Raw genomic sequence first — 25,749 nt, forward strand, 5'->3', positions numbered from 1 at the left:
TGCTCACTCGCTCTCGTTGCCCAGGTCGCCACGGAACCAGGCGGCGGCGTGCCGCGCCCGCTCCAGGCAGTCGTCGAGGTCGTCGCCGTAGGCGTTGACGTGGCCGACCTTGCGCCCGGGGCGCAGGTCCTTGCCGTAGAGGTGCACGCGCAGCCGCGGGTCGCGGGCCATCGCGTGCGGGTAGCCGTCGTAGAGGCGTCCCGGCTGACCGGCGCCGTCGGCGTCCTCGGGTCGGCCCAGGATGTTGACCATCACCGTCCACCGCTCGCGCGGCGCGGGCGAGCCGAGGGGCAGGTCGAGCACCGCGCGCAGGTGGTTCTCGAACTGGGAGGTCACCGCGCCGTCCTGGGTCCAGTGGCCGGTGTTGTGCGGCCGCATCGCCAGCTCGTTGACCAGGATCCGCCCGTCGGACGCCTCGAACAGCTCCACCGCGAGGACGCCGGTGACGTCGAGCTCGCCGGCCACCCGCAGCGCCACCTCCTGGGCGTAGGTCGCCAGCGCGGGGTCGAGGCCGGGCGCCGGGGCGACCACCTCGTGGCAGACGCCGTCGCGCTGCACCGACTCGACGACGGGGTACGCCGCCGCCTGGCCGCTCGGCGCGCGGACGACGAGCGCGGACAGCTCGCGACGGAAGTCGACGAGCTCCTCGGCGAGCAGCCGGACGCCGTTCGCCTCGGCCGTCGCGAGCGGACGGGCGACGTCGTCGGCCGACCGGACCACCCAGACGCCCTTGCCGTCGTAGCCGCCGCGGGTGGTCTTGAGCACGCACGGGAAGCCGAACGCCTCGACGTCGGCGACCGAGGCGACGATCGCGTGGCGCGGGCAGGGCACGCCGAGCGCGCCGAGCCGCTCGCGCATGACGCCCTTGTCCTGGGCGTGCACGAGGGCGTCGGGGCCGGGCCGGACGGCGACGCCGTCGGTCGCGAGGGCGCGGAGGTGGGCGGTGGGCACGTGCTCGTGGTCGAAGGTCACCACGGCGGCGCCGGCGGTGACCGAGCGGAGGTCGGCGAGGTCGGTGTGGTCGCCGACCTGCTGGTCGACGATCACCTGGGCCGCGGAGACACCCGGGGCCTCGGCGAGCAGGCGCAGCGGGATGCCGAGCGCGGCGGCGGGCTCGGCCATCATCCGGGCGAGCTGACCGCCACCGATGACCGCGACGAGAGGAGCGGACCCAGGCACCCCCCAACCCTAGGGGCACCGGGCCCCGGTCACTCCGCCGGGACGGGAGCCTCGGTCTCGAACCGCAGCCCCCGACCGCGCACGGTGGTGATCAGGCGCGGGTGGCGGCTGTCGTCGCCCAGCTTGCGGCGCAACCAGCCGAGGTGCACGTCGATCGTCTTGGACGACGTCCAGAACGTCGTCTGCCACACGTCGCGCATCAGCTCCTCGCGCGTGACGATCTGGCCGGCCCGCGAGATCAGGGCGAGCAGGAGGTCGAACTCCTTGCGGGAGAGCGCGAGGGGCTCGCCCTGCAGCCAGACCCCGCGCACCTCGGGATCCACGCGGACCCCTTGGTACTCGTGCACCCGACCACGGTAGGAACCCCGGGACCCCCCGACACGGGTTGCGACGGTATTTCACCAATTCATCTAGACCAGCTGCTGGCCCGGCGACCTCCCGGCCGGCGTCCGGTGCCGGACGTCGGTCAGTGCCGGCGGACGGCGACCGGCTCCACGAGCCCGAAGCCGCGCACCGGCCGGGCCGGCAGCCGCCGGGTCTCGAACTGGTCGGCCGGCAGCAGCGCGGCCATCGCGGCGTCGACGATGATCCGGTTGCGCCGGGCCACAGCGGTGAGCCGGGCGGCCATGTTGACCGGCGGGCCGAACACGTCGCCCAGCCGCATCACCACGCCCCCGGTGGCCAGGCCGAGCCGGACGTCGGGCATCCGGCTGTCGCGGCCGATCACGTTGATGATCCCCTCGGCGGTGTCGTAGGCCCGGATGGGGTCGTCGTTGACGAAGAGCACCGAGTCGCCGATGCTCTTGATCACCCGGCCGCGCTGGCCCGCGACGACGTCGGCGCACCGCGACTCGAACAGCTCGACCAGGTCGCCGATCCGCTGCCGGGACAGGTCGTTGCTCAACGCGGTGAAGCTGACGATGTCGGCGAAGCCCACGGTCAGCTCGGTGGTGTTGAGGTCGTCGTCGGGGTCGAGGGCCATGATCCGCGAGACCGCCGCAGCCAGGTGGCGGCGCCAGGCGTAGACCATCAGCGACTCGAAGCCGTCGCTGAGGTCGTCGAGCATCCGCAGGGCGGTGTCGACGCGGTCACCGGGCGCCGGCCCGGCGTGGTGCATCTCGTCGACCCGGTGGGTCAGCGCACCGACCTCCCAGTCCGCGAGCCGGGCCATCGTCTGCCCGAGCGCCCGGGTGATCGCCACCGCGAGGTCGAAGTCGAGGAGGCCGGACTCGATCGAGGTGCCCAGGGCCCGCAGCGCGCCGGCGTCCGACGCGGTGTAGACGGCGTTGCCGTCGGCCTCGGGGAAGCCGAGGGCCCGCCACAGCCGGCGGGCCTGGTCGAGCGAGATGCCCGACTCGTCGGCGACCTCGGAGGCGGAGTAGATCGGGTCCTCGCGCAGGATCGCGCGGACGATCTGGCCCGGGTCGCTCCAGGTGCGCTCGGCCGACGTCGCCGCTGCTGCGGGACGGTCGTCGTCGGGCCGGTCGGGGGTGCTGATCAGTGCCCCTCGTGCGTCCGGGTCTCGCCGCCGTGGAGGCCGTGCAGCAGGTGGTTGAGCCGCCGCTGCGTGTCCTCGACCCGCGGGATGTCGTAGATCAGCACCTGGCCGTTGGTGCTGGCGTCGCTGATGACGAGCGTGCCGCAGCCCAGCATCCGGTCGATGAGGTCGCGCTCGTAGGCGACGTCGCTGATCCGGCCCAGCGGGATGTCGTGGCCGCGGCGGGTGATCACGCCGTGGCGGGTGATCAGCCGACGGTTGGTGATCGTGTACGACGCGGTGAGCCACTCCAGGAACGGCCACAGCACGCGCCACACCACGAGCAGCGCGAGGACGACCCAGATCACCAGGGTGACGGTGTCCTGGTCGACGAGGCTCTGGGCCAGGACACCGAGGGCGAGCAGCACCACCAGGGTCAGCAGCGGCAGCAGCAGCGCCTTGGCGTGGGTGCGGGTGCTGACCACGATCTCTTCACCCGGGTTCAACAGCTTCGAGGAGATGACCACGCACGGATCATTGCACTGATCCGGCCGAGGTGGAGAGAGGCGCTGGGGCGCGTTCAGGCGGTCCGCACGTGCACGACGTCACCCGCCGCGACCGGCGTGCGCGCACCGTCGTGCTCGACGACGAGCTGCCCGGTCGGGTCGATCTCGACCGCGCGCCCCTCGAGGACGGAGCCGTCGGGGAGCTCGACGCGGACGTCGCGTCCCACCGTCACGCAGGCGGCGGCGTAGGACTCCCGCAGGCGCATGCCGTTGAGGTCGCCCCCGAGCTCCCAGGCGTCGACGGCCTCGCGGATCGCGTTGAGCACCTCGACCAGGACGTCCGTGCGGTCGACGGGGCGGCCGAGCTCGATCTCGATCGACGTCGCCGTCGGGACGGGCAGCTCGTCGGAGCGCAGGCCGACGTTGATGCCCACGCCGACGACCGCGGCCGGACCGGACGGCGTCTCGAGCCGCTCGACCAGGATGCCGGCGACCTTCTTCTCGCCCACCAGGACGTCGTTGGGCCACTTCACCCCGGCCTCGAGACCGTTGGACTTGAGGGCCTTGTCGACGGCGTAGCCGGTGAGCAGCGGCAGCCACGGCCACGACCGGGTGGGGGCGTCGGGCCGCAGCAGCACCGAGAAGGTGACCGCGGTGCCCGGGGGCGTCTCCCACGTGCGGTCGAGGCGGCCCCGACCGGCGCTCTGGTGGTCGGCGACGATCACCAGACCGTCGGGCGCCCCCTCCTGCGCGCGGGCGGCGGCGACCGCGTTCGTGGACTCCAGGACGTCGACGACCTCGACGGCGAGGTCGGGCATCAGCTCCGGGTGCTCGCTCGTCAGGCGGGCCTTGTCGAGTGGTGGGCGCTCCGTCGAGTCCGTGGTCACGGGGTCTAGCCTGTCGTACCGATCCGCCAAGTCCAAGCAGCCCGCCAGACGGGGTGAGGTGAGGAGAGCCGTGAGCGCACAGCCGGGAGAGGGCACCGACGTCCCCGACGCCGGGTCGGGAATCGACCTCCACACGACGGCGGGCAAGCTCGTCGACCTCGAGCGGCGCCTCGACGAGGCCGTGCACGCAGGCTCCGAGAAGGCGATCGAGAAGCAGCACGCCAAGGGCCGCCAGACCGCCCGCGAGCGGATCGCGATGCTCTTCGACGAGGGCTCCTTCGTCGAGCTCGACGAGCTCGCGCGGCACCGCTCCACGGCGTTCGGGCTCGAGATGAACCGCCCCTACGGCGACGGCGTGGTCACCGGCTACGGCACGATCGACGGCCGCCAGGTCTGTGTCTTCAGCCAGGACTTCACCGTCTTCGGCGGTTCGCTCGGCGAGGTCTACGGCGAGAAGATCACCAAGGTCATGGACCTGGCGATGAAGACCGGCTGCCCGATCATCGGCATCAACGAGGGTGCCGGCGCCCGCATCCAGGAGGGCGTCGTCTCCCTGGGCCTGTACGGCGAGATCTTCCGCCGCAACGTGCACGCCTCGGGCGTCATCCCCCAGATCAGCCTCATCATGGGCAACTGCGCCGGCGGCCACGTCTACTCCCCCGCGGTCACCGACTTCACGGTCATGGTCGACCAGACCTCCGCGATGTTCATCACCGGACCCGACGTCATCAAGACCGTCACCGGCGAGGACGTCACGATGGAGGACCTCGGCGGCGCCCGCACCCACAACACCAAGTCGGGCAACGCCCACTACATGGCCAGCGACGAGGAGGACGCCCTCGAGTACGTCAAGGCGCTGCTGTCCTACCTCCCGCAGAACAACCTCGACCCGGCGCCGGAGCACGACGAGGTCCCCGACATGGAGGTCACCGACGGTGACCGCGCCCTGGACACCCTGATCCCCGACGGCGCCAACCAGCCCTACGACATGCACGACGTCATCACCGCCGTGCTCGACGACGAGGACTTCCTGGAGGTCCAGGAGCTGTTCGCCCCCAACATCCTCGTCGGCTTCGGCCGCGTGGAGGGTCGCTCGGTCGGCGTCGTGGCCAACCAGCCCCTGCAGCTCGCCGGGTGCCTCGACATCGACGCCTCCGAGAAGGCCGCGCGGTTCGTGCGGTTCTGCGACGCCTTCAACGTCCCGGTGCTGACCTTCGTCGACGTGCCCGGCTTCCTGCCCGGCACCGACCAGGAGTGGAACGGCATCATCCGCCGTGGCGCGAAGCTCATCTACGCCTACGCCGAGGCCACGGTCCCGCTCATCACCGTGATCACCCGCAAGGCCTACGGCGGCGCCTACGACGTGATGGGCTCCAAGCACCTCGGCGCCGACATGAACGTCGCCTGGCCGACCGCGCAGATCGCCGTCATGGGGGCGCAGGGCGCCGCCAACATCGTGCACCGCAAGACCCTGGCCAAGATCGAGAAGGACGGCGGTGACGTCGAGGCGAAGCGCGCCGAGCTGATCGACGAGTACGAGACCACGCTCGCCAACCCCTACATCGCGGCCGAGCGCGGCTACGTCGACGCCGTCATCCACCCGCACGAGACGCGCCTGGAGGTCGTCCGCGCGCTGCGCCTGCTGCGCTCCAAGCGGGAGACGCTGCCGGCCAAGAAGCACGGGAACATCCCGTTGTGAGCGGGGTCGGCGAGACACCCCCCGAGCAGCCGGACCGCGCCGCCCAAACCGCGCCGGTGCTCCGCATCGTCAACCCCGACGCCACGCCGGAGGAGGTCGCGGCGGTCGTCGCGGTCCTCGCCGCGCTCGGTGGCGACGAGGCGCCGGCGCCGCGCCGTCGTCCCGAGTGGGGCAGCCCGCACCGCCAGGTGCGGCGCACCCTCCCCCACGGCCCCGGCGGGTGGCGCGGCAGCGCCCTGCCCTGCTGACGGCGGGAACCGTGCCGCACCTCGTCCTCGCCTCCGCCTCCCCCGCCCGCCTCGCGACCCTGCGCTCGGCGGGGATCGAGCCCACCGTCGTGGTGTCCGGCGTCGACGAGTCGCAGCTGGTCGACCTCGCCCCGGCCGACCTGGCTCTCGGGCTGGCGCGCCTGAAGTGCGACGCCGTCGCCGACCTCGACGACGTCGCGGCGACGAGCGGCGGAGCCCTGGTGCTCGGGTGCGACTCGGTCCTCGACCTCGACGGCGAGGCACTCGGCAAGCCCGGTGACGACGCCACGGCGGTGGCGCGGTGGCGCGCGATGCGCGGGCGCTCGGGCGTGCTGCGGACCGGTCACTGGCTGCGCGACACCGCGACCGGACGCTCCGTCGGCGCCACGGCCGCCACGACCGTCCACTTCGCCGACGTCACCGACGACGAGATCGCGGCGTACGTCGCGACCGGCGAGCCGCTCCACGTGGCCGGGGCGTTCACCGTCGACGGCCTCGGCGGCGCGTTCGTGACCGGCATCGAGGGCGACTTCCACAACGTCGTCGGCGTCTCGCTGCCGCTGCTGCGCACCCTCGTGCTCGACCTCGGCCACCGCTGGACCGACCTGTGGCTCAGCCGCTGAACAGGCTCGCGGCCTTCCGGAGCGTCTCGACCACGCCGTAGGCCAGCGGGACGCCGACCAGGGCCCAGGCGACCGCGATGCGGGCCCTCATGCCGTGCTCCCCTCGTGGGACTTCTCGTGGGACTTCTCGTGGAACCGCTCCGAGACCGGACGGACCAGCAGGTTGGCGACCAGGCCGACGGCGAGCAGCGCCACCATCGTGAGCAGGGCCGGGCGGTACGCGTCGGCGGTCAACGCTCCCGGCTCACCCTGGGCGTCCAGGAAGCGGTTGACGATGAACGGGCCGGCCACGCCCGCCGCCGACCAGGCCGTCAGGAGCCGGCCGTGGATGGCGCCGACCTGGAAGGTGCCGAAGAGGTCGCGCAGGTAGGCCGGGATCGTCGCGAACCCGCCGCCGTAGAACGTCAGGATGACCGCGGCCAGCAGCACGAAGAGCGCGGTCGACGACGACCCGACGGTGGCGAGCAGGATGTAGAGCACCAGTCCCACCCCGAGGTAGAGCAGGAAGATCGGCTTGCGGCCGACGACGTCGGACGTCGAGGACCAGACGAAGCGGCCCGACATGTTCGCGATCGACAGCAGGCCGACGAACCCACCGGCCGCCGCGGCGCTGACGCTCGACGTCCCGCCCTCGCGGAAGAAGTCCTGGATCATCGGCGCCGCCTGCTCGAGGATGCCGATGCCGGCGGTGACGTTGCAGAACAGCACGACCCACAGCAGCCAGAACTGCGGGGTGCGGATCGCGTTGTCGGCCGAGACGTTGCCCGTGGTGACGAGCTTCTTGGTCTGCACCTCGGAGGGGTCCCACCCCTCGGGCACCCAGTCGTCGGCGGGGACGCGCACCGTGAACGCACCGAAGGACATGAAGACGAGGTAGAGGCCCGCGAGCGTCACGAAGAGCAGCGCGACGGCGTGGCCGTCGGCGACCGAGGTGGGGTCGGAGGCGTCGTACCCGGAGTCGTAGAGGCCCATCAGGCGCCCGCTGAGGGGGCTCGCGATCAGCGCCCCGCCCCCGAAGCCCATGATCGCCATCCCGGTGGCCAGCCCGGGCCGGTCGGGGAACCACTTGATCAGCGTCGACACCGGCGAGATGTAGCCGATGCCGAGCCCGATCCCCCCGATCACGCCGTAGCCGAGGAAGACGAGCCAGAGCCACCCGAGCGTGATCCCCAGCGCGGCGACCAGGAACCCGGTGACCCAGAACGCCGCGGAGGCCGCCATGGCGGCCCGCGGCCCGTTCCGGTCGACCCACGTGCCGCCGAACCCGGCCGCCAGGCCGAGCATGACGATGGCCAGCGAGAAGATGAACCCGATCGTGGTCAGGCTGCTGTCGAAGTGGGCCACCAGCGCGTTCTTGTAGACGCTCGTGGCGTAGACCTGCCCGATGCACAGGTGGACGGCGAGGGCCGCGGGCGGGATGAGCCAGCGGCTGTAGCCGGGGCCGGCGACGGTGCGCTCGCGAGCCAGGATGGACGGGAGCACGGGGCCTCCTCGGAGTAGGACGGGCCCCACGCTCACACCCGCGGCCGCGTCCTACCTCACCCCCGGGGGTCCCCGTGGCCGCAGCGGGTCACCGGGTGGCGACGGCGTCCGGGGTCGACTCGGCCGGCAGCGGGAAGACGAACCGCTTGAACAGCAGGAACCGGGCGCCGAAGGCCAGCACCAGGCCGATGCCGTTCGCGGAGAGGTTGTCGGCCAGGGCGCTGTCGAGACCGAGGACCTCGCGGCTGAGGTAGAGGCAGCCGACCGGCAGCACCATCGCGGCCAGGTTGATCACGACGTACGCCGTCAGGCCACCGTCGGCCTGTCGCGGGGGCCGGTGCGGGAAGACCCAGCCGCGGGACCCGTGGAAGCTGATGACCATGCCGACGCAGTTGGCCAGCACGTAGGCCGGGATGGCCTGGTCCTCCAGCAGGGCGTCGCCGACGAACATCCCGTGCAGCAGCACGTTGAACAGCACGAAGGAGACCCAGGTCGCCGCCTGGGCGACCACGAAGAACCGTGCGACCTCACCGAGACGGCGTCTCCAGGGGTCGGTCACACCGACCATCGTAGGAGACGGCGACCGGGGTTCCGCGCAGGCGTCACTCGACCGGCAGGCCGAGTCCGCGGGCGATCAGCATCCGCTGCACCTCCGAGGTGCCCTCACCGATCTCGAGGACCTTCGCGTCGCGGTAGAACCGGGCGACGGGGTACTCCTCCATGAAGCCGTAGCCGCCGAAGACCTGGGTGGCGATCCGGGTGCCGGTCACGGCCGACTCGGTCGAGTAGACCTTGGCGACGGCGGCGGCCTGCTTGAACTGCCGGTACGGCGCCCCGGCGTCCTTGAGCGCGGCCGCCTTGTAGGTGAGCAGGCGGGAGGCCTGGAGCATCACCTCGAGGTCGGCGATCTGGAACGCGACACCCTGCTTGCGACCGATCGGTCCGCCGAAGGTCTGCCGCTCGCCGGCGTACTGGACGACCATGTCGAGGCAGGCCTGGAGGCAGCCGACGCTGAGCGCGGAGATCGCGACCCGGCCGTCGTCGAGGGTGGCGAGGAACTGCGCGTAGCCGCGGCCGCGCTCGCCGAGCAGCGCGTCGGCCGGGACGTGGCAGTCGTCGAAGCTGAGCGGGTGGGTGTCGGAGGCGTGCCAGCCGAGCTTGTCGTAGGCCTTCTCGGCGACGAAGCCGGGCGTGCCGCTGGGCACCGTGATGGCGCTGATCTCGGGGCGGCCGTCGTCGCGGGTGCCGGTGCGGGCGGTGACCGTAACCAGGCTGGTGATGTCGGACCCGGAGTTGGTGATGAACTGCTTCGCGCCGTTGACGACCCACTCGTCGCCGACCAGGTCGGCCCGGGTGGCCGTGGCCCCGGCGTCCGACCCGGCGCCGGGCTCGGTGAGCCCGAAGCCGGCCAGCGCGTCGCCGGCCACGAGGGCGGGCAGCCAGCGGTCCTTCTGCTCGGTGGTGCCGTAGGTGAGGATCGGGTTGATGCCGAGGCCGACGCCCGCCTGGAGCGTGATGCCCATCGACTGGTCGACCCGGCCGAGCTCCTCGATCGCGACGCAGAGGCTGGTGAAGTCGCCGTCGTCGCCGGCGCCGCCGTACTCCTCGGGGGCGGTCAGGCCGAACAGCCCGAGCCGGCCCATCTTCTGCACCACGTCGACCGGGAAGTGGTGGTCGCGGTCCCACTGCGCCGCGTGCGGCGCGATCTCGGCCTCCGCGAACTCGCGGACGCTGCGTCGGAACTCTTCGTGCTCACGGGTCAGCTCGAACGTCATGCCCGCGATCGTAGCCCGATTGGTTAGCGTTTGTTAACCGGCGCGGGCCGGGTCAGGTGCGCAGGTGCCGCACGGCGTGCCAGGCCGGGTCGGGCTGCGCCGCGACCGTGACGGCGCCCTGGTCCCAGCCGGTCACCGCGGCCTCGACGACGGCGGCGGCCGGGGCCGTCGAGTCGGCGTAGAAGTGCAGGGTCCGGGTGCCGGCGGAGGTCTCGTGCGCGACCAGCCGCGCGGAGTCGCCGAGCCGATCACCGAGGTGGTCCTCGAGCGCGCGCAGCGACTCGAGGGTGCCGGGGTCGGGCAGCCCCTGCTCGGTCGCGCGCCGGTAGGGCACGTCCACCGCGAGGTGGGTGTCGAGGTGCGGTGCCCAGCTGCCGGCGAGCGGCACCTGCGCCGCGGCCATGATCGGCGCGCCGTCGACCTCGCCGCGCAGCAGCACCCAGACCGGCGTCCCGTGCTCGTCGACGGAGTCGGCCCGGACCTCCTCGACGGCGTCGCGCAGCGCGGACAGGAGGGTGGCGCCGACCGGTGGCGCCAGCGCGACCTCGACCGCGCCCACCCAGGTCTCGCAGTCGTTCTCCCCCAGGGTGGCGTCGAGGGCGAGGAAGGCGACGGTGTTGCGGGCCTGCTCGGGCAGCGCCGCCATCGCCGGGTGGTGCACGACGACGTCGACGTGGTTGCCCACCCGCTCGGCCACGACCCGGACGGCGGCGAAGTCGACCTCCGTCTCGCCGATCTTGAGCACCATCGCGTCGACGTCGACCTCGGCCTGCCGCGCGTCGGCGTACTCCCAGGTGGCCGTCGCGGCGGGCGCGGCCCGCAGCCACCGCCGGGCGACGGCCCGGGCACCGGCGTCGCCCTCGGACGTCACGACCAGCACGTGGCGGGCCTCCCGGCCGGGGCCGAGCTCCCAGACCAGGCGCGGGTCCACGGCGTGCACCCGCGTGTTGATCTCGTCGCTGACGGCCTCGAAGGACCGGCTCTCGATGGCCGTCTCGCAGGCGTCCGCGCCCTCGTCGAGCCACCACGACCAGAAGTCGGTCGGATCGCCGGAGCCGGGATCGGGTTCGGGGACCTGCTGCTTGTCGGAGAGAGCCACGCGGAGACTCTAGGAGTGGTCAGTCGCAGTTGTCGCAAAGGCCGGTCGCCGGGATCGCCATGAAGCAGCGCGGGCAGACGTTGACCGGCCGGTCGGTGACCGCCACCCGCTTGGGCGCCACCACCTTCGGCTCGCGCGGCGCGCGCGGCGCCTTCGGCTCGCCCGGGGCGCGGGGCGTGCGCGGTGCTGCCGCGGCGCGGGGGGCGCGGGCCGCGCGCGTCGGGGTCCGGTGGACGGAGTCGGGGACGCCGCCGTCCTCGGGCGCGGAGCCGGCCCACTGGTAGCAGAGGAGCCGGGACTCCGCGGCGTGCTGCTCGCGGGCCAGGGCCTCGGTGATCGGACGCTCCTCGGCGGCCTGGAGGACGGCGTCGTAGCGCTCCCCCACCCGTCCGTTCGCGTCGACGACCAGCGCCGTCAGCGGCGGGTAGCCGTCGCGGGCGTGCAGGTGCACCAGGGGCAGCAGCACCTTGGTGAGCCAGCGGTCGTGGGAGCGGGTCGTGCGGATGCCGGAGTCGACCTGCAGCCGCTCGGCGAGCACCGTCTCCCGCACCACCGCGTGGTACGACGCGGCGGCCTCCTCCAGGATCGGGTGGGCGGCTCGCGCCCAGGTCTCGAGGGCGATGGGTTCCGAGGTGGCGATGCCGCTCGCCTCGTACCAGAACCCCTTGCGTTCCTGCTGGTACTCGGACACGTCTCGAGCATAGACAGGGGCTCCGCCGCCGCGCGGTCTGCCCCTCGGCCCACCCGCTCCGGGCCGGGCCGGGAGCGGTAACGTGCCCGGCGGCGCCCGCGACACGACCGCGGCCGCCGCCCGATCCCTCGCACCACAGGAGCCACGCGTGCCCGACGTCAAGCCGTTGCAGAAGGTCCTGATCGCCAACCGTGGCGAGATCGCCGTCCGGGTCGTCCGGGCGTGCAAGGACGCGGGGATCGGCAGCGTCGCGGTGTACGCCGACCCCGACCGCGACGCCCAGTTCGTCCGGCTCGCCGACGAGGCGCACTCCCTCGGTGGCGCGACCCCCGCCGAGTCGTACCTCGACATCGCCAAGATCATCGCCGTGGCCCAGAGGTCCGGCGCCGACTCCGTGCACCCCGGCTACGGCTTCCTCGCCGAGAACGCCGCCTTCGCCCAGGCCGTCCTCGACGCCGGGCTGGTCTGGATCGGCCCGCCGCCGGCCGCGATCGAGGCGCTCGGCGACAAGGCCAAGGCCAAGCACATCGCCGAGCGCGCGAACGCGCCGCTGGCCCCCGGCACCAAGGACGCCGTCAAGGACGCCGACGAGGTCGTCGCGTTCGCCGAGGCCAACGGCCTGCCGGTCGCGATCAAGGCGGTCTTCGGCGGCGGCGGCCGGGGGCTCAAGGTCGCCCGCACGATCGAGGAGATCCCCGACGCCTACGAGTCCGCGGTGCGCGAGGCCGTCTCGGCGTTCGGCCGCGGCGAGTGCCTGGTGGAGAAGTTCCTCGACAAGCCGCGCCACGTCGAGACCCAGTGCCTGGCCGACCAGCACGGCAACGTCGTGGTCGTCTCGACCCGCGACTGCTCGCTGCAGCGCCGCAACCAGAAGCTCGTCGAGGAGGCACCCGCGCCGTTCCTCACCGACGAGCAGGTCGCCCAGCTCTACGCCTCGTCCAAGGCGATCCTGCGCGAGGCGGCCTACGTCGGCGCCGGCACCTGCGAGTTCCTCGTCGCCGCCGACGGCACCATCTCCTTCCTCGAGGTCAACACCCGTCTCCAGGTCGAGCACTGCGTCTCCGAGGAGGTCACGGGCATCGACCTGGTGCGCGAGATGTTCCGCATCGCCGCCGGCGAGGAGCTCGGCTACGACGACCCCACGGTCACCGGCCACTCCATCGAGTACCGCATCAACGCCGAGGACGGCGGTGCCAACTTCATGCCCGCGCCCGGCACCCTGTCGGCCTGGAGCCCGCCGCAGGGCCCCGGCGTCCGGCTCGACGGCGGTTACGAGAACGGGGAGACCATCCCGGGCTCGTTCGACTCCCTGATCGCCAAGCTGGTCGTCACCGGGCGTGACCGGACCCAGGCCCTGGAGCGCTCGCGCCGTGCCCTCGACGAGTTCGTCGTCGACGGCATGCCGACGGTGATCCCGTTCCACCGCGCGGTCACCCGCGACCCCGCCTTCATCGGCGACGGCGAGGGCTTCAGCATCTACACGCAGTGGATCGAGACCGACTTCGACAACCAGATCACCCCGTACGCCGGCGCGACGGCCGAGCCCGCGGAGGCCCAGGAGCGCCAGAGCGTCGTCGTCGAGGTCGGGGGCAGGCGGCTCGAGGTCGTCCTCCCGGGCGGCCTCGGCGGCCTGGCCTCCGGCGCGGGCGCGGGCGGCCAGGGGAAGCCGAGGCGCGCGGCCGGCAGGAAGGCCGGCGCCGCGGCGTCGGGCGACGCCGTCACCAGCCCGATGCAGGGCACCATCGTCAAGGTCGTCGTCACCGACGGCCAGGAGGTCGCCGAGGGCGACACCATCGTCGTCATCGAGGCCATGAAGATGGAGCAGCCCCTCAAGGCCCACAAGGCCGGCACCGTCACCGGGTTGGTGGCCGAGGTCGGCGCGACGGTCACCAGCGGCCAGACCCTCTGCGAGCTCAAGGACTGACGCATCAAGCACCACTCCTCCCGCGACCCGCAGCTGGGCCAGGCCGTCGTCGCCGGCGTCATCACCGCCGTCGTCGGCTTCACCTCCTCCTTCGCGGTCGTCCTCGCCGGACTGGACCGGGTCGGCGCCTCCCCCGGTGACGCGGCCTCCGGGCTGCTGGTCGTCACCACGACCATGGGCCTGGGCTGCCTGCTGTTCTCCTGGCGCACCCGGATCCCGGTGACCATCGCCTGGTCCACCCCGGGCGCTGCCCTGCTGGCGGGCGCGACTGTGCCCGACGGCGGGTACGCCGACGCCGTCGGCGCCTTCGCCCTGGCCGGGTTCCTCTACCTCGCGACCGGCCTGGTCCGGCCGCTGGGCGACCTGGTGCGCCGGATCCCGACCTCGCTGGCCAACGCGATGCTCGCCGGCGTCCTGCTGACCCTGTGCGTCCAGCCGTTCCTGGCCGTGGTCGACGAGCCGGGCGCCGTGGCCCCCGTGCTCCTGGTCTGGCTCGTGCTGCTGCGCGTCGCCCGCCGCTGGGCCGTGCCCGGCGCGTTCGCCACCGCGATCGTCGTCATCGTGGCCTCCGGGTCGCTCTCGGAGGTCGCCGCCGGCGACCTCGCCCCGACCCTGACCTGGACGACGCCGGCCTTCGACCTCGCCACCATGGTGGCCCTCGGCGTCCCCCTCTACCTGGTGACGATGACGAGCCAGAACATCCCCGGCGTCGCGGTGCTCGGCTCGTTCGGCTACCGCGCCCCGCTGGCCCCGGCCCTGAGGTACACCGGTGTCACGACGGTGGCCACCGCGCCGCTCGGCGGCTTCTCCATCAACCTCGGTGCGATCACCGCGGCCATCTCGGCCGGACCGACGGCCGGGGAGGACCCGGCCCGTCGCTGGGTGGCCGGCGTCTCCACGGGGGTCACCTACATGCTGCTGGGTCCGCTGACCGCCCTGGTGACCACGGTGTCGGCCGTGGCCCCGGCCGGGGTCATCGCCACGGTCGCCGGGCTCGCCCTGATCGGCACCTTCGGCTCGGCGGCCGCCTCCGCCCTGGGCGACGAGGGCTTCCGCGAGGCGGCCGCCGTCACGTTCGTCGTCGCGGCGTCCGGGTTGACGGTCCTGGGCGTGGGAGCGGCGTTCTGGGCGCTCCTGGCCGGTGGTGTCTTCCTGGTCGTGATGCGGGTCAACGCCTCGCCGCCGACCTCGCGCTGACGACGCTCAGCCGTGGCGGCCGGCGCCCGGCACGGCTGCGCGGTGCTCGTCGAGGATCCGCCTGCCCAGTCGCCGCCCGGCCGCCACGAGCTCGTCGGTGGTCGAGGCCACCGTGACCGAGGACAGTCCGAGCGCTCGTGACCCGGTGTCGCTCAGCCGGGTCTGGCCGACCACGGCGTGGACCGGCAGGTCCCCACCGGACCGGCCGCACGCCTCGACCACGCCGGCCACCACCTTGCCCTCCCGGGTCTGGTCGTCCAGACGTCCTTCCCCGGTGACGACGGCGACACAGCCACCGGCTGCCTCGGCGAACCCGAGAGCATCGAGGACCACCTCGATGCCGGGCCGGAGCTCCGCGCCGAGCGCGGCCCACAGCCCGCCCGACAGCCCGCCGGCGCACCCGGTGCGCGGCACGCCTCTCGGGTCACGAGGCAGGCGTCGTGCCAGGGCCTCGAGTCGTTCCTCCAGCCGGGCGACGGTCGCCGCGTCGGCGCCCTTCTGCGGCGAGTAGACGGCGGCGGCCCGCTCGAACGGGCTGGTCACGTCGCAGAGGACCTCGAGGCGACGGCCCCGCAGCCCCCCGTGCTCGAGGATCGACGCGACCGCCCCGGCCCCTCCGTCCGTGGTGGCGCTCCCACCGACGCCGAGCAGGATGCGTTCGACACCGCCGGCCACGGCCGCCACGACGAGCTCGCCGGTGCCGCGGGTGCTGGCGTTCCAGGCACCCAGGGGATGCGGCTCGACGAGGGTGATGCCGCTGGCCGACGCCGTCTCGACCACCGCCGTGCGGCCGTCCGCGGACACCAGGAAGCGACCGGTGACCGGCGCCCCGAGGGGGCCGGTCACCTGCACGTCGTGCACCGTGCCGCCGTAGGCGCCACGGAGCACGTCGAGCGTGCCTTCGCCGCCGTCGGCCAACGGCATGCTCACCGGCTCGACGCCGGCGGAACGCAGCCCGGCGGCCACCGAGGCGGCCACGACGTCCGCACCGTGGGTGCCCTTGAACGAGTCAGGGGCCACCAGCACACGGACGCCGCGCTCGGCCCCGGCGGCCGCTCCCATCAGCCTGCGAACGGGCCGACGGTGATCTTCCACTCCTGCAGGGTGCGGTCCTTGGTCACGTCCAGCCGGGTGTAGGGGTCCTGGTCCACGAGCGCCTGCGCGGCCTCGAGGTCCTCGGCGGAGAAGACGATGATGCCGCCCGTGAGGTCCGCCAGCGGCCCGGCGAGGACGACGGAACCGGCCTCCTCGAGCTGGGCGAGGTGGCTCATGTGGTCGGGGCGTCGCTCGGCTCGGAGGGGGGTGTCGTGGTAGCCGTAGGTGAGGACGAAGTAGGCCATGGTCGTTCCTTTCGTAGGTGGATCACAGGGGAAACAGGGGTTCAGCCGGCGGTGACCGACTGACGCTGACGGCCCAGGCCGTCGATCGAGATCTCGACGACGTCGCCGTCGCGGAGGTAGGGGTAGCGCCCGGAGAGGGCGACCCCCTCCGGGGTCCCGGTGAAGACCACGTCGCCCGGCTCGAGGACCAGCACGTGCGAGAGCCACCACACCAGGTGGTCGACGCCGAAGATCATGTCCTTGGTGTTGGAGTCCTGACGCGGCTCGCCGTTGACCCAGGACCGGATGGCGAGGCTGCCGTGGTCGACAGGGTCGAGCACGATCGAGGGCCCGAGCGGTCCGAAGGTCGCGAAGCTCTTGCCCTGGGACCACTGGCCCCCGTCCTTGCCGAGCTGCCAGGACCGCTCGGAGACGTCGTTGCCCACGGTGTAGCCGGCGATCACGCCGGCGGCCTCCGCCGGGGAGTCGAGCCGGCTGGCGCGGGCGCCGATCACGACGACCAGCTCGGCCTCCCAGTCGCTCTGGGTGCTCGCCGGAGGCAGGACGACGTCGTCGTTCGCGCCGACCAGGCAGCTGCGGGCCTTGAAGAAGAGGATCGGCTCGCGCGGGGGCTCGCTGCCGGACTCCGCCGCGTGCGCGGCGTAGTTCTGCCCGATGCACAGCACCGCCCCCGGCCGGGCGACCGGTACGCCGACGCGCAGGCCGTCAGCCCCGTCGAGCACGTCGAGCCGGCCGGCGTCGAGGGCCTCGCGCACCCGGTCCACACCGTCCGCGGCGAAGAAGCCCGGGTCGATGTCGTCGGTGACGGTCCTCAGGTCGTAGACCTCGTCGGCCACCCGCAGGGCCGGGATCTCGGCGCCGAGGGGGCCGAGTCGCAGTAGTTCCATGTCGTCGTCTCCTGGGTTCGTGGCGGTCAGAGCCCGCTCGGGGCGTGGATGGGGTGTCTGGTCCCGGTCAGGGCGCGTCCGCTGCCACCCCACGTCGAGGCGACCATCTCGGCAGCGATCGAGACGGCCGTCTCCTCGGGGGTACGGGCGCCGAGGTCGAGGCCGATGGGTGAGCGGAGCCGTGCCAGCGCCTCCGGCGGCACGCCCTCCTCCCGCAGGCGGCGGACCCGGTCGTCGTGGGTGCGCCGGCTGCCCATCGCCCCGATGTAGGCCGCCGGCGTCCGCAGCGCCGCCACGAGCAGCGGCACGTCGAACTTCGGGTCGTGGGTCAGCACGCAGAGCGACGTCGACGCATCGACCTCGGCCCGCTCCAGGTAGCGGTGGGGCCACTCGACGACCACCTCGTCGGCGTCCGGGAACCGGGTGGTCGTCGCGAACACCGGACGGGCGTCGCACACGACGACGTGGTAGCCGAGGAACTTCCCGATCCGAGCGACCGCGGCCGCGAAGTCGATGGCCCCGAAGACGATGAGTCGCGGCGGCGGGGCGAACGACTCGACGAAGACCGAGAGCTCCTCCATGCGGCGTTGCCCGTCGGCGCCGAGGGTGATGGTGGCGCTGGCACCCCGGGCGAGCAGGCCACGGGCGTCGTCGACCACGGCCTCGGTCAGGCGGTCCGAGCCCAGGTCACCGGTGGACCCGTCCGGGGTGACCAGGACCTGACGGCCGATCGACTCCCCCGCGACCACCGTCGCCAGCGCCACCGGTCGCCGGTCCCGCACCAGGGCGCCGACCTGGTCGAGGAGAGCCGACTGCTGGGCGGTCGCCGGCTGGACGAAGACGTCGAGGATCCCGCCGCAGGTCAGACCGACGGCGAAGGCGTCGTCGTCGGACACCCCGTAGCGCAGCAGCCGCGGCACGCCGGTGTCGAGCGCGTCGCGACACTCCTCGTAGACCGCGCCCTCGACACAGCCGCCGGAGACGCTCCCGACGACCTCGCCGTCGGCGGCCACGGCCATCGAGGCGCCGGGCTGGCGAGGCGCGGAGCTCCAGGTACCGACGACGGTGCCCGTGGCGTACGGCACCTCGGCGCTCGTCCACCTCTCCAGGGAGGACAGGATGTCACGCACCAGCCGGCCCCAGCCCGTAGACGCGACGGGCGGTGCGCGAGAAGACGTCGGCCTGCTCCTCCGGCGTGCGGCGGCTCACTGCCCGCCTCCATGCCCGGGTCAGCTCCGGCATCGACGTCCACAGCTTCTCGACCGGGAAGTTGGTGCCGAACATCGCACGATCCGACCCGAAGCGGTCGAGGACCTCGTCGGCGACGAAGCGCAGGAGGTGCTCGTCGAGGCGGTGCACGAAGGTGCCCTGCCCCGTCAGCTTGACCACCACGTTCGGGAGGGTGGCGAGCCGGTCCATGCCGAGACGCCACTGGCGGAGCTCGTCGGCGTCGTCCCGGTCGACGAGCATGCCGGCGTGGACCAGGACGAAGGTGACCTGGGGGTGCGCCTGGACCAGCGCGGCGGCGTCGGACATCTGGCCGGCGAAGACCTGCAGCTCGAAGAGCCAGCCGAGGTCGGGGAGGCTCGCGAGGTTGCGGTCGAAGACCGGGTCCTTCATCTGCTCGGGGCCGTCGGCGAACCGGAACTCCGGGCGTTCGTGCCAGTGCAGCTGGAGCCGCGTCCCCACGACGAGCGGGCTCAGCGCCTGCTGGGTCCGCATCACCTCGACGGCGTCCTCGGAGAACAGGTCGGCGCACCCCACGACGGCCATCGGCCAGCCGGTCCTCTCGTGCAGCTCGGCGATCCAGCGCACCTCGTCGACGACCCGGTCCAGCGGCCAGTTGGGTTGCACGTAGACCGAGGTCCCGATGCCGGAGGCGCGGGCGTCCTCGAGGTACTCCTCGACGAGGTAGTCACGGCGGATCGGCTCGTAGGGTCCGAAGATGCGGGGCACCATGGGGCCGGAGAGCCACGGCATGTCTGCCTGGCGCCACACGTGGTGGTGCGCGTCGACGATGTCGCCGTCGTAGAGCTGCTCAGTCATGGTTCCTCCTCCTGGAGTGGTGCGCGGGGGCGTGGGAGAACGAGCTGCGCACCTGGGCCAGCGCGGTCTCCAGGTCGCGGACACCCGCGAGTGCGTCGAGGTCCCCGACCACCGCGGCCATGCCGCGGGTCAGCGGCCGGTAGGCGGGGTCGCAGGCCAGGGGTGACCACCAGGTGAGCTGGTGCGCGAGCCGGGAGAGCCGCCCGACCGCCCCGATCATGGCCGCGCAGTCTCCGCGCTCGAGGCCGTCGGAGAGGACCAGCACGAGCGCGCCCCGGGCCATGGTCACGAAGTGTGCGTTGTCCAGGAGCTCCGCCAGGCTCTCGCCGATCAGCGTCCCGCCGTCCGCGTCCAGGACCAGCGGAGCCAGCGAGTCGAGCGCGTCGTCGACGTCGCGGTGCCGCAGGGCCGAGGTCACCCGGGTCAGCCGGGTGCCGAACGTGAAGACCTCCACGCCCGAGCAGGTCGCGACCACGGTGTGCGCGAACCTCAGGTAGTCGGGGCTGTGCTGCTTCATGGAGCCGGAGACGTCGATCAGCACCAGGACACGACGCGACTGCGTCGGCCGGTGCCGCCACCGCAACCGGACGATCTCGCCCTGCGTGCGCCGCGACTCGAGGTAGACCGCACGCAGGTCCACCCGGTAGCGGCGGCGTCCTGGTCGGTAGCGGCGCGAGCGCGCCCGGGGAACCGCGCGGGGCAGCTCGGCGGCGATCTCACGCATCACCGCGCGCGCCGACGCCGAGGTGCACCCGAAGCGCCTCGGCAGCTCGGGGCTGCTCAGTCCGGCTCGGAGGCCCGAGCCGCTCGTCTCCGAGACGAGGAGGTCCTCGACCTCGTCCTCTCCTGGAGCCGAGCCCTGCTCCTCCTCCCCGTCGTCGCCGTCCTGCTCGGCAGGATCCTCCTCGGGCTCGTCGACGACGAGGACGGCGTCCTCGGGCGGGCCGAAGAAGCGGCGGAAGACCTCGTCGAAGACCGGGTGCCCGGACTCGGACGTGACGATCGTGGCGACGCCGACCCAGTAGAGCTGTCCGGTGGTGGACGGCGCCACGGCCTCGATCCCGGCGAGGAAGTCCCGCTGCTTGTTGGCCGGCACGCTGAGGCCCGCGTGGTGCAGGGCCCGCAGGAACGCGAAGAGGTGGTCCTGGGTCCGGGCGACGAGGCGGGGGTCGACCGCCGCGCGCACCCCGGGACTAGTCGTCGGCATCGGTGAACACCTCGTGGTCGTGGGCTCCGACCAGCTCGACGTCCTCCTCGTTCTTGACCAGGAGCCCGAGGGAGGCGCGTAGCGCCTCGCCCCACGCGGTGCCGTCCTCGGACAGCGCCACCGACCCCTGGGCCCACGCGATGGACTCCGCGATGCCCGGCCGCTTGACCGGGCCCAGGCTGCGGATGACGTTGACCGAGCGCACCAGCTGCTCGGCGCTGCGCGCGCTCAGTCCGGGTGCCTGCGCCTCGACGATGGCCCGCTCGCGCTCGGGCTGGGGGAACGGGATCCAGTGGTAGAGGCAGCGGCGCTTCAGCGCGTCGTGCAGCTCGCGGGTCCGGTTGGAGGTCAGGACCACGACCGGGGGCACGGTCGCGGTCACCGTGCCCATCTCGGGGATGGTGATCTGGAAGCCGTCGAGGAACTCCAGGAGGAACGCCTCGAACTCGCTGTCGGCGCGGTCGATCTCGTCGATCAGCAGGACCGCCCCCGTGGGGCTGCGCAGGGCCTTCAGCAGCGGCCGCTCCAGGATGAACGCGTCGTCGTAGAGGTCGGCGACGACGGCGCCGGCCACCTCGGCGGCGCGCAGGCTCAGCAGCTGCTTGGGGTAGTCCCACTCGTAGAGCGCCTGGGACACGTCGATCCCCTCGTAGCACTGCAGGCGGATGAGCTCGCGTCCGAGCACCTCGGCGAGCACGTGCGAGATCTCGGTCTTGCCGACCCCGGGCTCGCCCTCCAGCAGCAGCGGTCGCCCCAGCGCGACGGCCAGGCGAACCGCCGTCAGCAGGCCCTCGTCCGCGAAGTACCGGCGCTCGGACAGCTGCCGGTCCAGCGTGGCGTGGTCGATGAGCATCAGGCCGACGGCTCCGCGTCACGCAGCTCGTCGAGGCCCCGCAGGATCGACTCCGGGGTGAACGGCATCACCGTGATCCGCACGCCGCAGGCGTCGAAGATGGCGTTGGCCACCGCCGGGATCGGGGCGTTGGCCGTCATCTCGCCGATGCCCTTGGCGCCGAACGGACCGTTGGACGCCGGTCGCTCGAGGATGACGCTGGTCTGGACGGGGGTCTCGGCCGGTCCGGGCATCAGGTACTCGCAGAAGTCGACGGGACCGTGCGCCCGCGAGCTCGGGTAGTAGGGCTCGGTGGCCTCGAAGACGGCGTGCGAGACACCCATCCACGCTCCGCCCTCGACCTGCTGGGTCACCATCGCCGGGTTCAGGGCCCGCCCGATCTCGTAGGCGTTGTGCAGGCTGAGGACGGTGACGATGCCGGTCTCGTCGTCGACCTCGACCTCGGCGACCGTGCACGCGTGCGCCTGCGCCGAGTCGGGGTCCATCTCACCGGTCTCGGGGACCGGGTAGCTGCGCTCCTTGAGGAAGATGCCGCGCCCGGAGATGGTCCTGCCCTGCTTGAAGTGCGCCGCGAGCGCGATGTCCTGGACGTGGATCTTCGTCTCGGGACTGCCCTTGAGCCGCACGAAGCCCGAGCCGTCGGTCTCGAGGTCGTCCGCGTCGACCTCGAGCTCCTCGGCGGCGACCTGCAGCATGACCTCCCGGGCCTCGCGCGCCGCCATGATCACGGCGTTGCCGACCCGGTGGGTGCCCCGGCTGGCGAAGGTGCCCATGCAGTGCGGGCCGGTGTCGGTGTCGGCGGTGTCGACGATGACGTTGTCCATGGGCATGCCGAGGGTCTCGGCCGCGCACTGCGCCGCGATGGTCTTGAGCCCCTGGCCGAGGTCGACCGAGGAGAGGCTGACGACGAAGCCGCCCATGGTGGTGGCGTGGATCAGCGCCTGGGAGGGGTCGCCGCCGAGGTTCATGCCGGTGGGGTAGTTGACGGACGCGTAGCCGCGTCCACGAAGCAGGGCCATGCTCAGGCCTCTCTCGGGGTGGACGACGACATGGCCAGGTACTCCGGCGGCAGGTCGTGACCGACCAGGGCCGCAGCCCGCTGGATGACCTCGATCAGGGCGGTGCCCGAGGCGACCTTGCGGTGCGCCTTCATGTCCCCGTCGCGGTAGGCGTTGCGCAGGCGGAGCTCGAGCGGGTCGATGTCGAGCGCTCGCGCGATGCGGTCCATCTGCGACTCGATGGCGAAGTCGGCGATGGTCACCCCGAAGCCGCGCATCGCGCTGGACGGTGTCCGGTTGGTGTAGACGCAGTGACAGTCGGCGTGGACGTTGGGGATCGTGTAGGGACCGGGCAGGTGGGCTGCCGCCTTCGTGGTGCCGTACGGCGTGTGCCGCGAGTAGGCGCCGGAGTCGACGTAGAGCATGACCTTGCGCGCCACGATCCGCCCGTCGGCCATCACGCCGTCCTTGATGTAGATCCGCTCCGCGGCCCGGGGCGAGGAGACCTGCATCTCCTCCTCCCGGGAGTAGACGAACTTGACCGGTCGGTTGGTCAGGGTCGCGGCGATGCAGGCCAGTGGCTCGACGATCACGTCGACCTTGCCGCCGAAGCCGCCACCGACGGTGCCGCCCTTGACCTGGAGGTCGGTGAAGGGGCGGTCCAGGATCAGCGCGGTGTTGTCGAGGGTGAAGAAGGCCGCCTGGGTGTTGGAGTGGATGAGCAGGCGGTTGCCGCTCTGCGGGACCACGATGCACCCGGTGGTCTCGGTGGGCGCGTGCTCGATGGGTGCCGAGCTGTAGCGCCACTCGAAGACGTGGTCGGCCTGCGCGAACCCCTCCTCCACGTCACCGAAGCGGATGCGGCGGGCGTGGTGCCCCTCGTAGACGAAGTAGTTGGTGCCGTCCTTCTTGATGACGGGCGCGTCCGGGGACAGCGCCTCCTCGACGTCGAGGACGGCGGGCAGCTCGGTGTAGGACACCTTGACGCGACTGGCGCCCTCGATGGCCGCCGCCTCGGTGTCGGCCACGACGGCGACGATCGGCTCCCCCACGTAGAGCACGCGGTCCTCGGCCAGCACCGGCTCGTCGTGGGGCTCGACGCCGATCAGTCGCAGCACCAGGTACCAGTTGGCCGGGACGTCGTGGTGGGTGATGACCCGCAGGACGCCCGGGACCTTGAGCGCCTCGGAGCAGTCGACGCTGTCGATCCGAGCGTGGTGGTGGACCGAGCGGTGGATCTTGACGTGGGCCAGGTCGGGGAAGGCACGGTCCTCGAAGAACTCGGTCTTCCCGGTGACGTGGCCGAGCGCGTCGGACCGCTGCGCGGGCGTGCCGATGACGGTGAAGCTCGACGAGCGCTCGTCGGCGAAGAACTCGGTGTCGATCTCGTTGATCTTGGCCATCAGACGTCCGCCCGCATTCCCTCGGAGGACTCGTACGCCGTGGTCGGCGGTGGACCCTCGTCGGTCTCCGGGGTGGTGGCGGCGGTCGTGCCCCGACGACGGGCGGCGGCATCGAGGATGGCGGTGATGATCGGCTCGTACCCGGTGCACCGGCACACGTTGCCGCTGATCGCCTCCTGGACCTCCTCGGTCGTCGGGTCGGGGTTGCGCTCCAGGAGCGCCTCCGCGGACATGATCATGCCGGGGGTGCAGAAGCCGCACTGCGTCGCGAACCCGTCGAGGAAGGCCTGTTGCACGTCGCTGAGCACCTGACCGTCGGAGAGGCCCTCGACGGTGCCGACGGTGGACCCGTCGACCGTGACGGCGGGCACCAGGCACGACACCACCGGGCTGCCGTCGAGCAGCACCGTGCACGAGCCGCAGGCACCCTGCGCACAGCCGCGCTTGGCGCCCATCATCCCCAGCTGCTCGCGCAGGCCCAGGAGCAGGGTGGTCTCGGGTCGGGCCATGAAGGCCTTGTCGACGCCGTTGAGCTTGAGGTTGACGATCTTGACCGTCATCGCGGGACCTTCTTCGCAGTCAGCGCCCGAGCAGGGCTCGGCGCAGGTGGACGGGAAACACGCGGGCTCGGTACCAGGCCGAGGCGTAGGCGTCGTCGCTCGGGTCGAGCTGACCGAGACCGGCCTGCGCGGCGCTCGCGACGGTGGCCTCGTCGAGCGGCTGGCCGAGCAGGGCCGCCTCGACGAGGGTCGCGCGGACGACCTGCCGGCCGACTCCCCCGAGAGCGACGCGGGCGGCGGACACGACGCCGTCGGTCTGCTCGACCACTGCGGCGACCGTGACGATCGAGGCCGAGTTGTAGCGGCGTCGGGTGGCCTTGAGGTAGCGGAAGGTGGACGGGGCCGGGACCTCGAGCACCAGCTCGGTGACCAGCCCGTGGTGCTGTCCGGCCAGCGCGGCCACCGGCTCCTCGCGGCGGCCCGCAGCGTCCAGCACCGAGGCCCGGGCGTCCAGCGCGACCAGCGCGACGGTCAGGTCGCCGTAGGGCTGCTCGGCGAACAGGTTGCCCCCCACGGTCGCCAGGTTGCGCACCGGCACCGAGGCGATCGAGCGCACGACGGGTGACAGGAACGCGACCCGGTCGTCGTGCTCGAGCTCGGCCAGCGTGGTCGTCGCGCCGATGCGGACGGCGGACCCGTCCACCCGTACGCCGGCCAGGCCGACCCGGCGCAGGCTCACCAGCTCGGTGGGCGTCGACGCGTGGTCGTTGAGCCTCGGCATCAGGCTCGTGCCGCCACCCAGGACCCGGGCTCCCCCGGCAACGAGCCGGAGGGCCTCGGACAGATCGTCGGGAACGTGAACTTCGGTGAGCATCTGCCCTCCATTATCGATATCGATAATGACCGTAGTGGTTCCCCCTATGCTGGTCAATGCCGCCGCCCGGCGTCGTGCGACGGCCACACCTCCTGCACGGGAAGAAGAAACCTGACGCATGACGACCTCCGTGCCCGCGCCGCGCACCCCCGCCGGCCGGGTCGCCAAGCCCACCCTGAGCGAGCGGATCCGCGACGGCCTCGTCGAGTCGATCGTCTCCGGCGAGCTGGAGAGCGGGGAGCGGCTGGTCGAGACCAAGATCGCCGCCGACTTCGGAACCAGTCAGGCTCCGGTCCGCGAGGCGCTGCGCGAGCTCGAGGGACTCGGCCTGATCGAGAGCCGGCCCCGCCGCGGCAGGCACGTGCTCCCCTTCGTCGAGCAGACGCTTCGCGAGGCCTACGTGGTGCGCGCCGCTCTGGAGGAGGCGGCCACCCGGCTGGCGCTGACCGGGGGGCAGCTCCCGTGGGAGGCGCTGGAGGCGGATGTCGTCGACATGTACCGCAGCGCCGAGGGCGAGGACCTGCACGCCATGGGGGTCGCGAGCAGCCGGTTCCACCGGCGGATCGTCCAGGCGAGCGGCAACCTCCTGCTCGACCGCGCCTGGGAGGGGCTGCAGATCGAGGCGCGCACCGCCATCGCGCTGGTCGTCGCTGCTCCCGACCTGGACCGCGTCGCCGAGGAGCACGCCGACCTGCTCGAAGTCCTGCGGACCGGGGACGTCGACCGGGCCTGCCTGCACGCACGCGTGCACCAGTGGGCCTACGCCGACCTGCCCCACGACCTGAACGGCGTCGCCCACCCGGCCGGGCCGGCCACCTCGTCCTAGCCCCGTCCGGTCGCCAGTTAGCGAGCAA

Annotated in this window: 27 protein-coding genes; 6 read left to right on the forward strand and 21 right to left on the reverse strand. The window is 72.6% G+C overall.

The window, feature by feature from the left end; all coding sequences use genetic code 11:
* Positions 1–3: 3 nt before the first annotated feature.
* The 5 genes from E4623_RS00670 to E4623_RS00690 all read right to left on the reverse strand — a co-directional run bounded on the left by E4623_RS00670 (position 4) and on the right by E4623_RS00690 (position 4,049).
* Positions 4–1,179: a 5-(carboxyamino)imidazole ribonucleotide synthase gene (locus E4623_RS00670; protein WP_134764602.1), complete on the reverse strand. Its 1,176-nt coding sequence runs from the start codon at positions 1,177–1,179 to the stop codon at positions 4–6.
* 29 nt (positions 1,180–1,208) lie between these two features.
* Positions 1,209–1,526 carry a winged helix-turn-helix domain-containing protein gene (locus tag E4623_RS00675; protein ID WP_134764603.1) on the reverse strand — a complete coding sequence of 106 codons (318 nt, stop codon included), beginning with the start codon at positions 1,524–1,526 and terminating at the stop codon, positions 1,209–1,211.
* Positions 1,527–1,645: 119 nt separating this feature from the next.
* Complete coding sequence (locus tag E4623_RS00680; protein ID WP_280633632.1) at positions 1,646–2,680, reverse strand: adenylate/guanylate cyclase domain-containing protein; 1,035 nt, start codon at positions 2,678–2,680, stop codon at positions 1,646–1,648.
* Complete coding sequence (locus E4623_RS00685; RefSeq protein WP_134764604.1) at positions 2,677–3,183, reverse strand: PH domain-containing protein; 507 nt, start codon at positions 3,181–3,183, stop codon at positions 2,677–2,679. Before E4623_RS00685 ends, E4623_RS00680 begins: the two co-directional genes overlap by 4 nt.
* 53 nt (positions 3,184–3,236) lie before the next feature.
* Positions 3,237–4,049 carry a biotin--[acetyl-CoA-carboxylase] ligase gene (locus E4623_RS00690; protein WP_245154764.1) on the reverse strand — a complete coding sequence of 271 codons (813 nt, stop codon included), beginning with the start codon at positions 4,047–4,049 and terminating at the stop codon, positions 3,237–3,239.
* A 121-nt stretch (positions 4,050–4,170) separates the two neighbouring features.
* On the opposite strand from E4623_RS00690, the gene E4623_RS00695 reads away from it, so the two are divergent.
* From E4623_RS00695 to E4623_RS00705, 3 genes are read left to right on the forward strand one after another with little or no spacing between them, the layout of a single operon-like run.
* Positions 4,171–5,748: an acyl-CoA carboxylase subunit beta gene (locus tag E4623_RS00695; protein ID WP_134765368.1), complete on the forward strand. Its 1,578-nt coding sequence runs from the start codon at positions 4,171–4,173 to the stop codon at positions 5,746–5,748.
* The gene (locus E4623_RS00700; RefSeq protein WP_134764605.1) at positions 5,745–5,996 is read left to right on the forward strand and encodes an acyl-CoA carboxylase epsilon subunit; all 252 of its coding nucleotides are present in this window, start codon (positions 5,745–5,747) and stop codon (positions 5,994–5,996) included. Before E4623_RS00695 ends, E4623_RS00700 begins: the two co-directional genes overlap by 4 nt.
* Before the next feature lie 11 nt (positions 5,997–6,007).
* Positions 6,008–6,619, forward strand: coding sequence for a Maf family protein (locus tag E4623_RS00705; RefSeq protein WP_134764606.1), 612 nt, complete (start codon positions 6,008–6,010; stop codon positions 6,617–6,619).
* An 87-nt stretch (positions 6,620–6,706) separates the two neighbouring features.
* Here the strand turns inward: E4623_RS00705 and E4623_RS00710 are convergent, their stop codons facing one another.
* The 5 genes from E4623_RS00710 to E4623_RS00730 all read right to left on the reverse strand — a co-directional run bounded on the left by E4623_RS00710 (position 6,707) and on the right by E4623_RS00730 (position 11,666).
* Positions 6,707–8,101, reverse strand: coding sequence for an OFA family MFS transporter (locus E4623_RS00710; protein ID WP_134764607.1), 1,395 nt, complete (start codon positions 8,099–8,101; stop codon positions 6,707–6,709).
* A gap of 88 nt (positions 8,102–8,189) precedes the next feature.
* Positions 8,190–8,660, reverse strand: a complete 471-nt coding sequence (locus E4623_RS00715) for a GtrA family protein (RefSeq protein WP_167736410.1) — start codon at positions 8,658–8,660, stop codon at positions 8,190–8,192.
* Positions 8,661–8,703: 43 nt separating this feature from the next.
* Positions 8,704–9,876 (reverse strand): acyl-CoA dehydrogenase family protein, encoded by a 1,173-nt coding sequence (locus tag E4623_RS00720; protein ID WP_134764609.1) that lies wholly within the window; start codon positions 9,874–9,876, stop codon positions 8,704–8,706.
* A gap of 52 nt (positions 9,877–9,928) precedes the next feature.
* Complete coding sequence (locus tag E4623_RS00725) at positions 9,929–10,975, reverse strand: DUF695 domain-containing protein (protein ID WP_134764610.1); 1,047 nt, start codon at positions 10,973–10,975, stop codon at positions 9,929–9,931.
* A gap of 19 nt (positions 10,976–10,994) precedes the next feature.
* The gene (locus E4623_RS00730) at positions 10,995–11,666 is read right to left on the reverse strand and encodes a hypothetical protein (RefSeq protein WP_134764611.1); all 672 of its coding nucleotides are present in this window, start codon (positions 11,664–11,666) and stop codon (positions 10,995–10,997) included.
* A 148-nt stretch (positions 11,667–11,814) separates the two neighbouring features.
* Between E4623_RS00730 and E4623_RS00735 the strand changes: the two genes are divergently transcribed.
* Together E4623_RS00735 and E4623_RS00740 are read left to right on the forward strand one after the other, a co-directional pair.
* The gene (locus E4623_RS00735) at positions 11,815–13,590 is read left to right on the forward strand and encodes a biotin carboxylase N-terminal domain-containing protein (protein ID WP_134764612.1); all 1,776 of its coding nucleotides are present in this window, start codon (positions 11,815–11,817) and stop codon (positions 13,588–13,590) included.
* Positions 13,591–13,623: 33 nt separating this feature from the next.
* A complete protein-coding gene (locus E4623_RS00740; protein WP_209020495.1) occupies positions 13,624–14,787 on the forward strand; it encodes a benzoate/H(+) symporter BenE family transporter in 1,164 nt (387 codons plus the stop codon).
* A gap of 6 nt (positions 14,788–14,793) precedes the next feature.
* Here E4623_RS00740 and E4623_RS00745 read toward each other — a convergent pair whose 3' ends face one another.
* From E4623_RS00745 to E4623_RS00795, 11 genes are read right to left on the reverse strand one after another with little or no spacing between them, the layout of a single operon-like run.
* Positions 14,794–15,882 (reverse strand): glycerate kinase, encoded by a 1,089-nt coding sequence (locus E4623_RS00745; protein ID WP_209020433.1) that lies wholly within the window; start codon positions 15,880–15,882, stop codon positions 14,794–14,796.
* Positions 15,849–16,127, reverse strand: a complete 279-nt coding sequence (locus E4623_RS00750) for a YciI family protein (protein WP_134764614.1) — start codon at positions 16,125–16,127, stop codon at positions 15,849–15,851. The genes E4623_RS00745 and E4623_RS00750 overlap by 34 nt, the downstream gene beginning before the upstream one ends.
* Before the next feature lie 41 nt (positions 16,128–16,168).
* Positions 16,169–17,014 carry a fumarylacetoacetate hydrolase family protein gene (locus E4623_RS00755; protein WP_134764615.1) on the reverse strand — a complete coding sequence of 282 codons (846 nt, stop codon included), beginning with the start codon at positions 17,012–17,014 and terminating at the stop codon, positions 16,169–16,171.
* 26 nt (positions 17,015–17,040) lie between these two features.
* The gene (locus E4623_RS00760) at positions 17,041–18,144 is read right to left on the reverse strand and encodes an XdhC/CoxI family protein (RefSeq protein WP_134764616.1); all 1,104 of its coding nucleotides are present in this window, start codon (positions 18,142–18,144) and stop codon (positions 17,041–17,043) included.
* The gene (locus E4623_RS00765) at positions 18,137–19,060 is read right to left on the reverse strand and encodes an amidohydrolase family protein (RefSeq protein ID WP_134764617.1); all 924 of its coding nucleotides are present in this window, start codon (positions 19,058–19,060) and stop codon (positions 18,137–18,139) included. The genes E4623_RS00760 and E4623_RS00765 overlap by 8 nt, the downstream gene beginning before the upstream one ends.
* Positions 19,053–20,267 (reverse strand): VWA domain-containing protein, encoded by a 1,215-nt coding sequence (locus E4623_RS00770; RefSeq protein WP_134764618.1) that lies wholly within the window; start codon positions 20,265–20,267, stop codon positions 19,053–19,055. The genes E4623_RS00765 and E4623_RS00770 overlap by 8 nt, the downstream gene beginning before the upstream one ends.
* Positions 20,254–21,120 carry a MoxR family ATPase gene (locus E4623_RS00775; RefSeq protein ID WP_134764619.1) on the reverse strand — a complete coding sequence of 289 codons (867 nt, stop codon included), beginning with the start codon at positions 21,118–21,120 and terminating at the stop codon, positions 20,254–20,256. The genes E4623_RS00770 and E4623_RS00775 overlap by 14 nt, the downstream gene beginning before the upstream one ends.
* Complete coding sequence (locus tag E4623_RS23285; protein ID WP_134764620.1) at positions 21,120–22,139, reverse strand: molybdopterin cofactor-binding domain-containing protein; 1,020 nt, start codon at positions 22,137–22,139, stop codon at positions 21,120–21,122. Before E4623_RS23285 ends, E4623_RS00775 begins: the two co-directional genes overlap by 1 nt.
* A 2-nt stretch (positions 22,140–22,141) precedes the next feature.
* Positions 22,142–23,521: a molybdopterin cofactor-binding domain-containing protein gene (locus E4623_RS23290; protein WP_134764621.1), complete on the reverse strand. Its 1,380-nt coding sequence runs from the start codon at positions 23,519–23,521 to the stop codon at positions 22,142–22,144.
* The gene (locus tag E4623_RS00790) at positions 23,521–24,081 is read right to left on the reverse strand and encodes a (2Fe-2S)-binding protein (RefSeq protein WP_134764622.1); all 561 of its coding nucleotides are present in this window, start codon (positions 24,079–24,081) and stop codon (positions 23,521–23,523) included. Before E4623_RS00790 ends, E4623_RS23290 begins: the two co-directional genes overlap by 1 nt.
* Before the next feature lie 19 nt (positions 24,082–24,100).
* Complete coding sequence (locus E4623_RS00795; RefSeq protein WP_134764623.1) at positions 24,101–25,015, reverse strand: FAD binding domain-containing protein; 915 nt, start codon at positions 25,013–25,015, stop codon at positions 24,101–24,103.
* Here E4623_RS00795 and E4623_RS00800 point away from each other — a divergent pair.
* Entirely contained in the window at positions 25,014–25,721 is a 708-nt protein-coding gene (locus E4623_RS00800; protein WP_134764624.1) for a GntR family transcriptional regulator, read from the forward strand. The two genes, E4623_RS00795 and E4623_RS00800, sit on opposite strands and share 2 nt — an antisense overlap.
* Positions 25,722–25,749 lie beyond the last annotated feature (28 nt).

This window comes from Nocardioides sp. 1609 (assembly GCF_004522105.1).
Lineage (GTDB): Bacteria > Actinomycetota > Actinomycetes > Propionibacteriales > Nocardioidaceae > Nocardioides.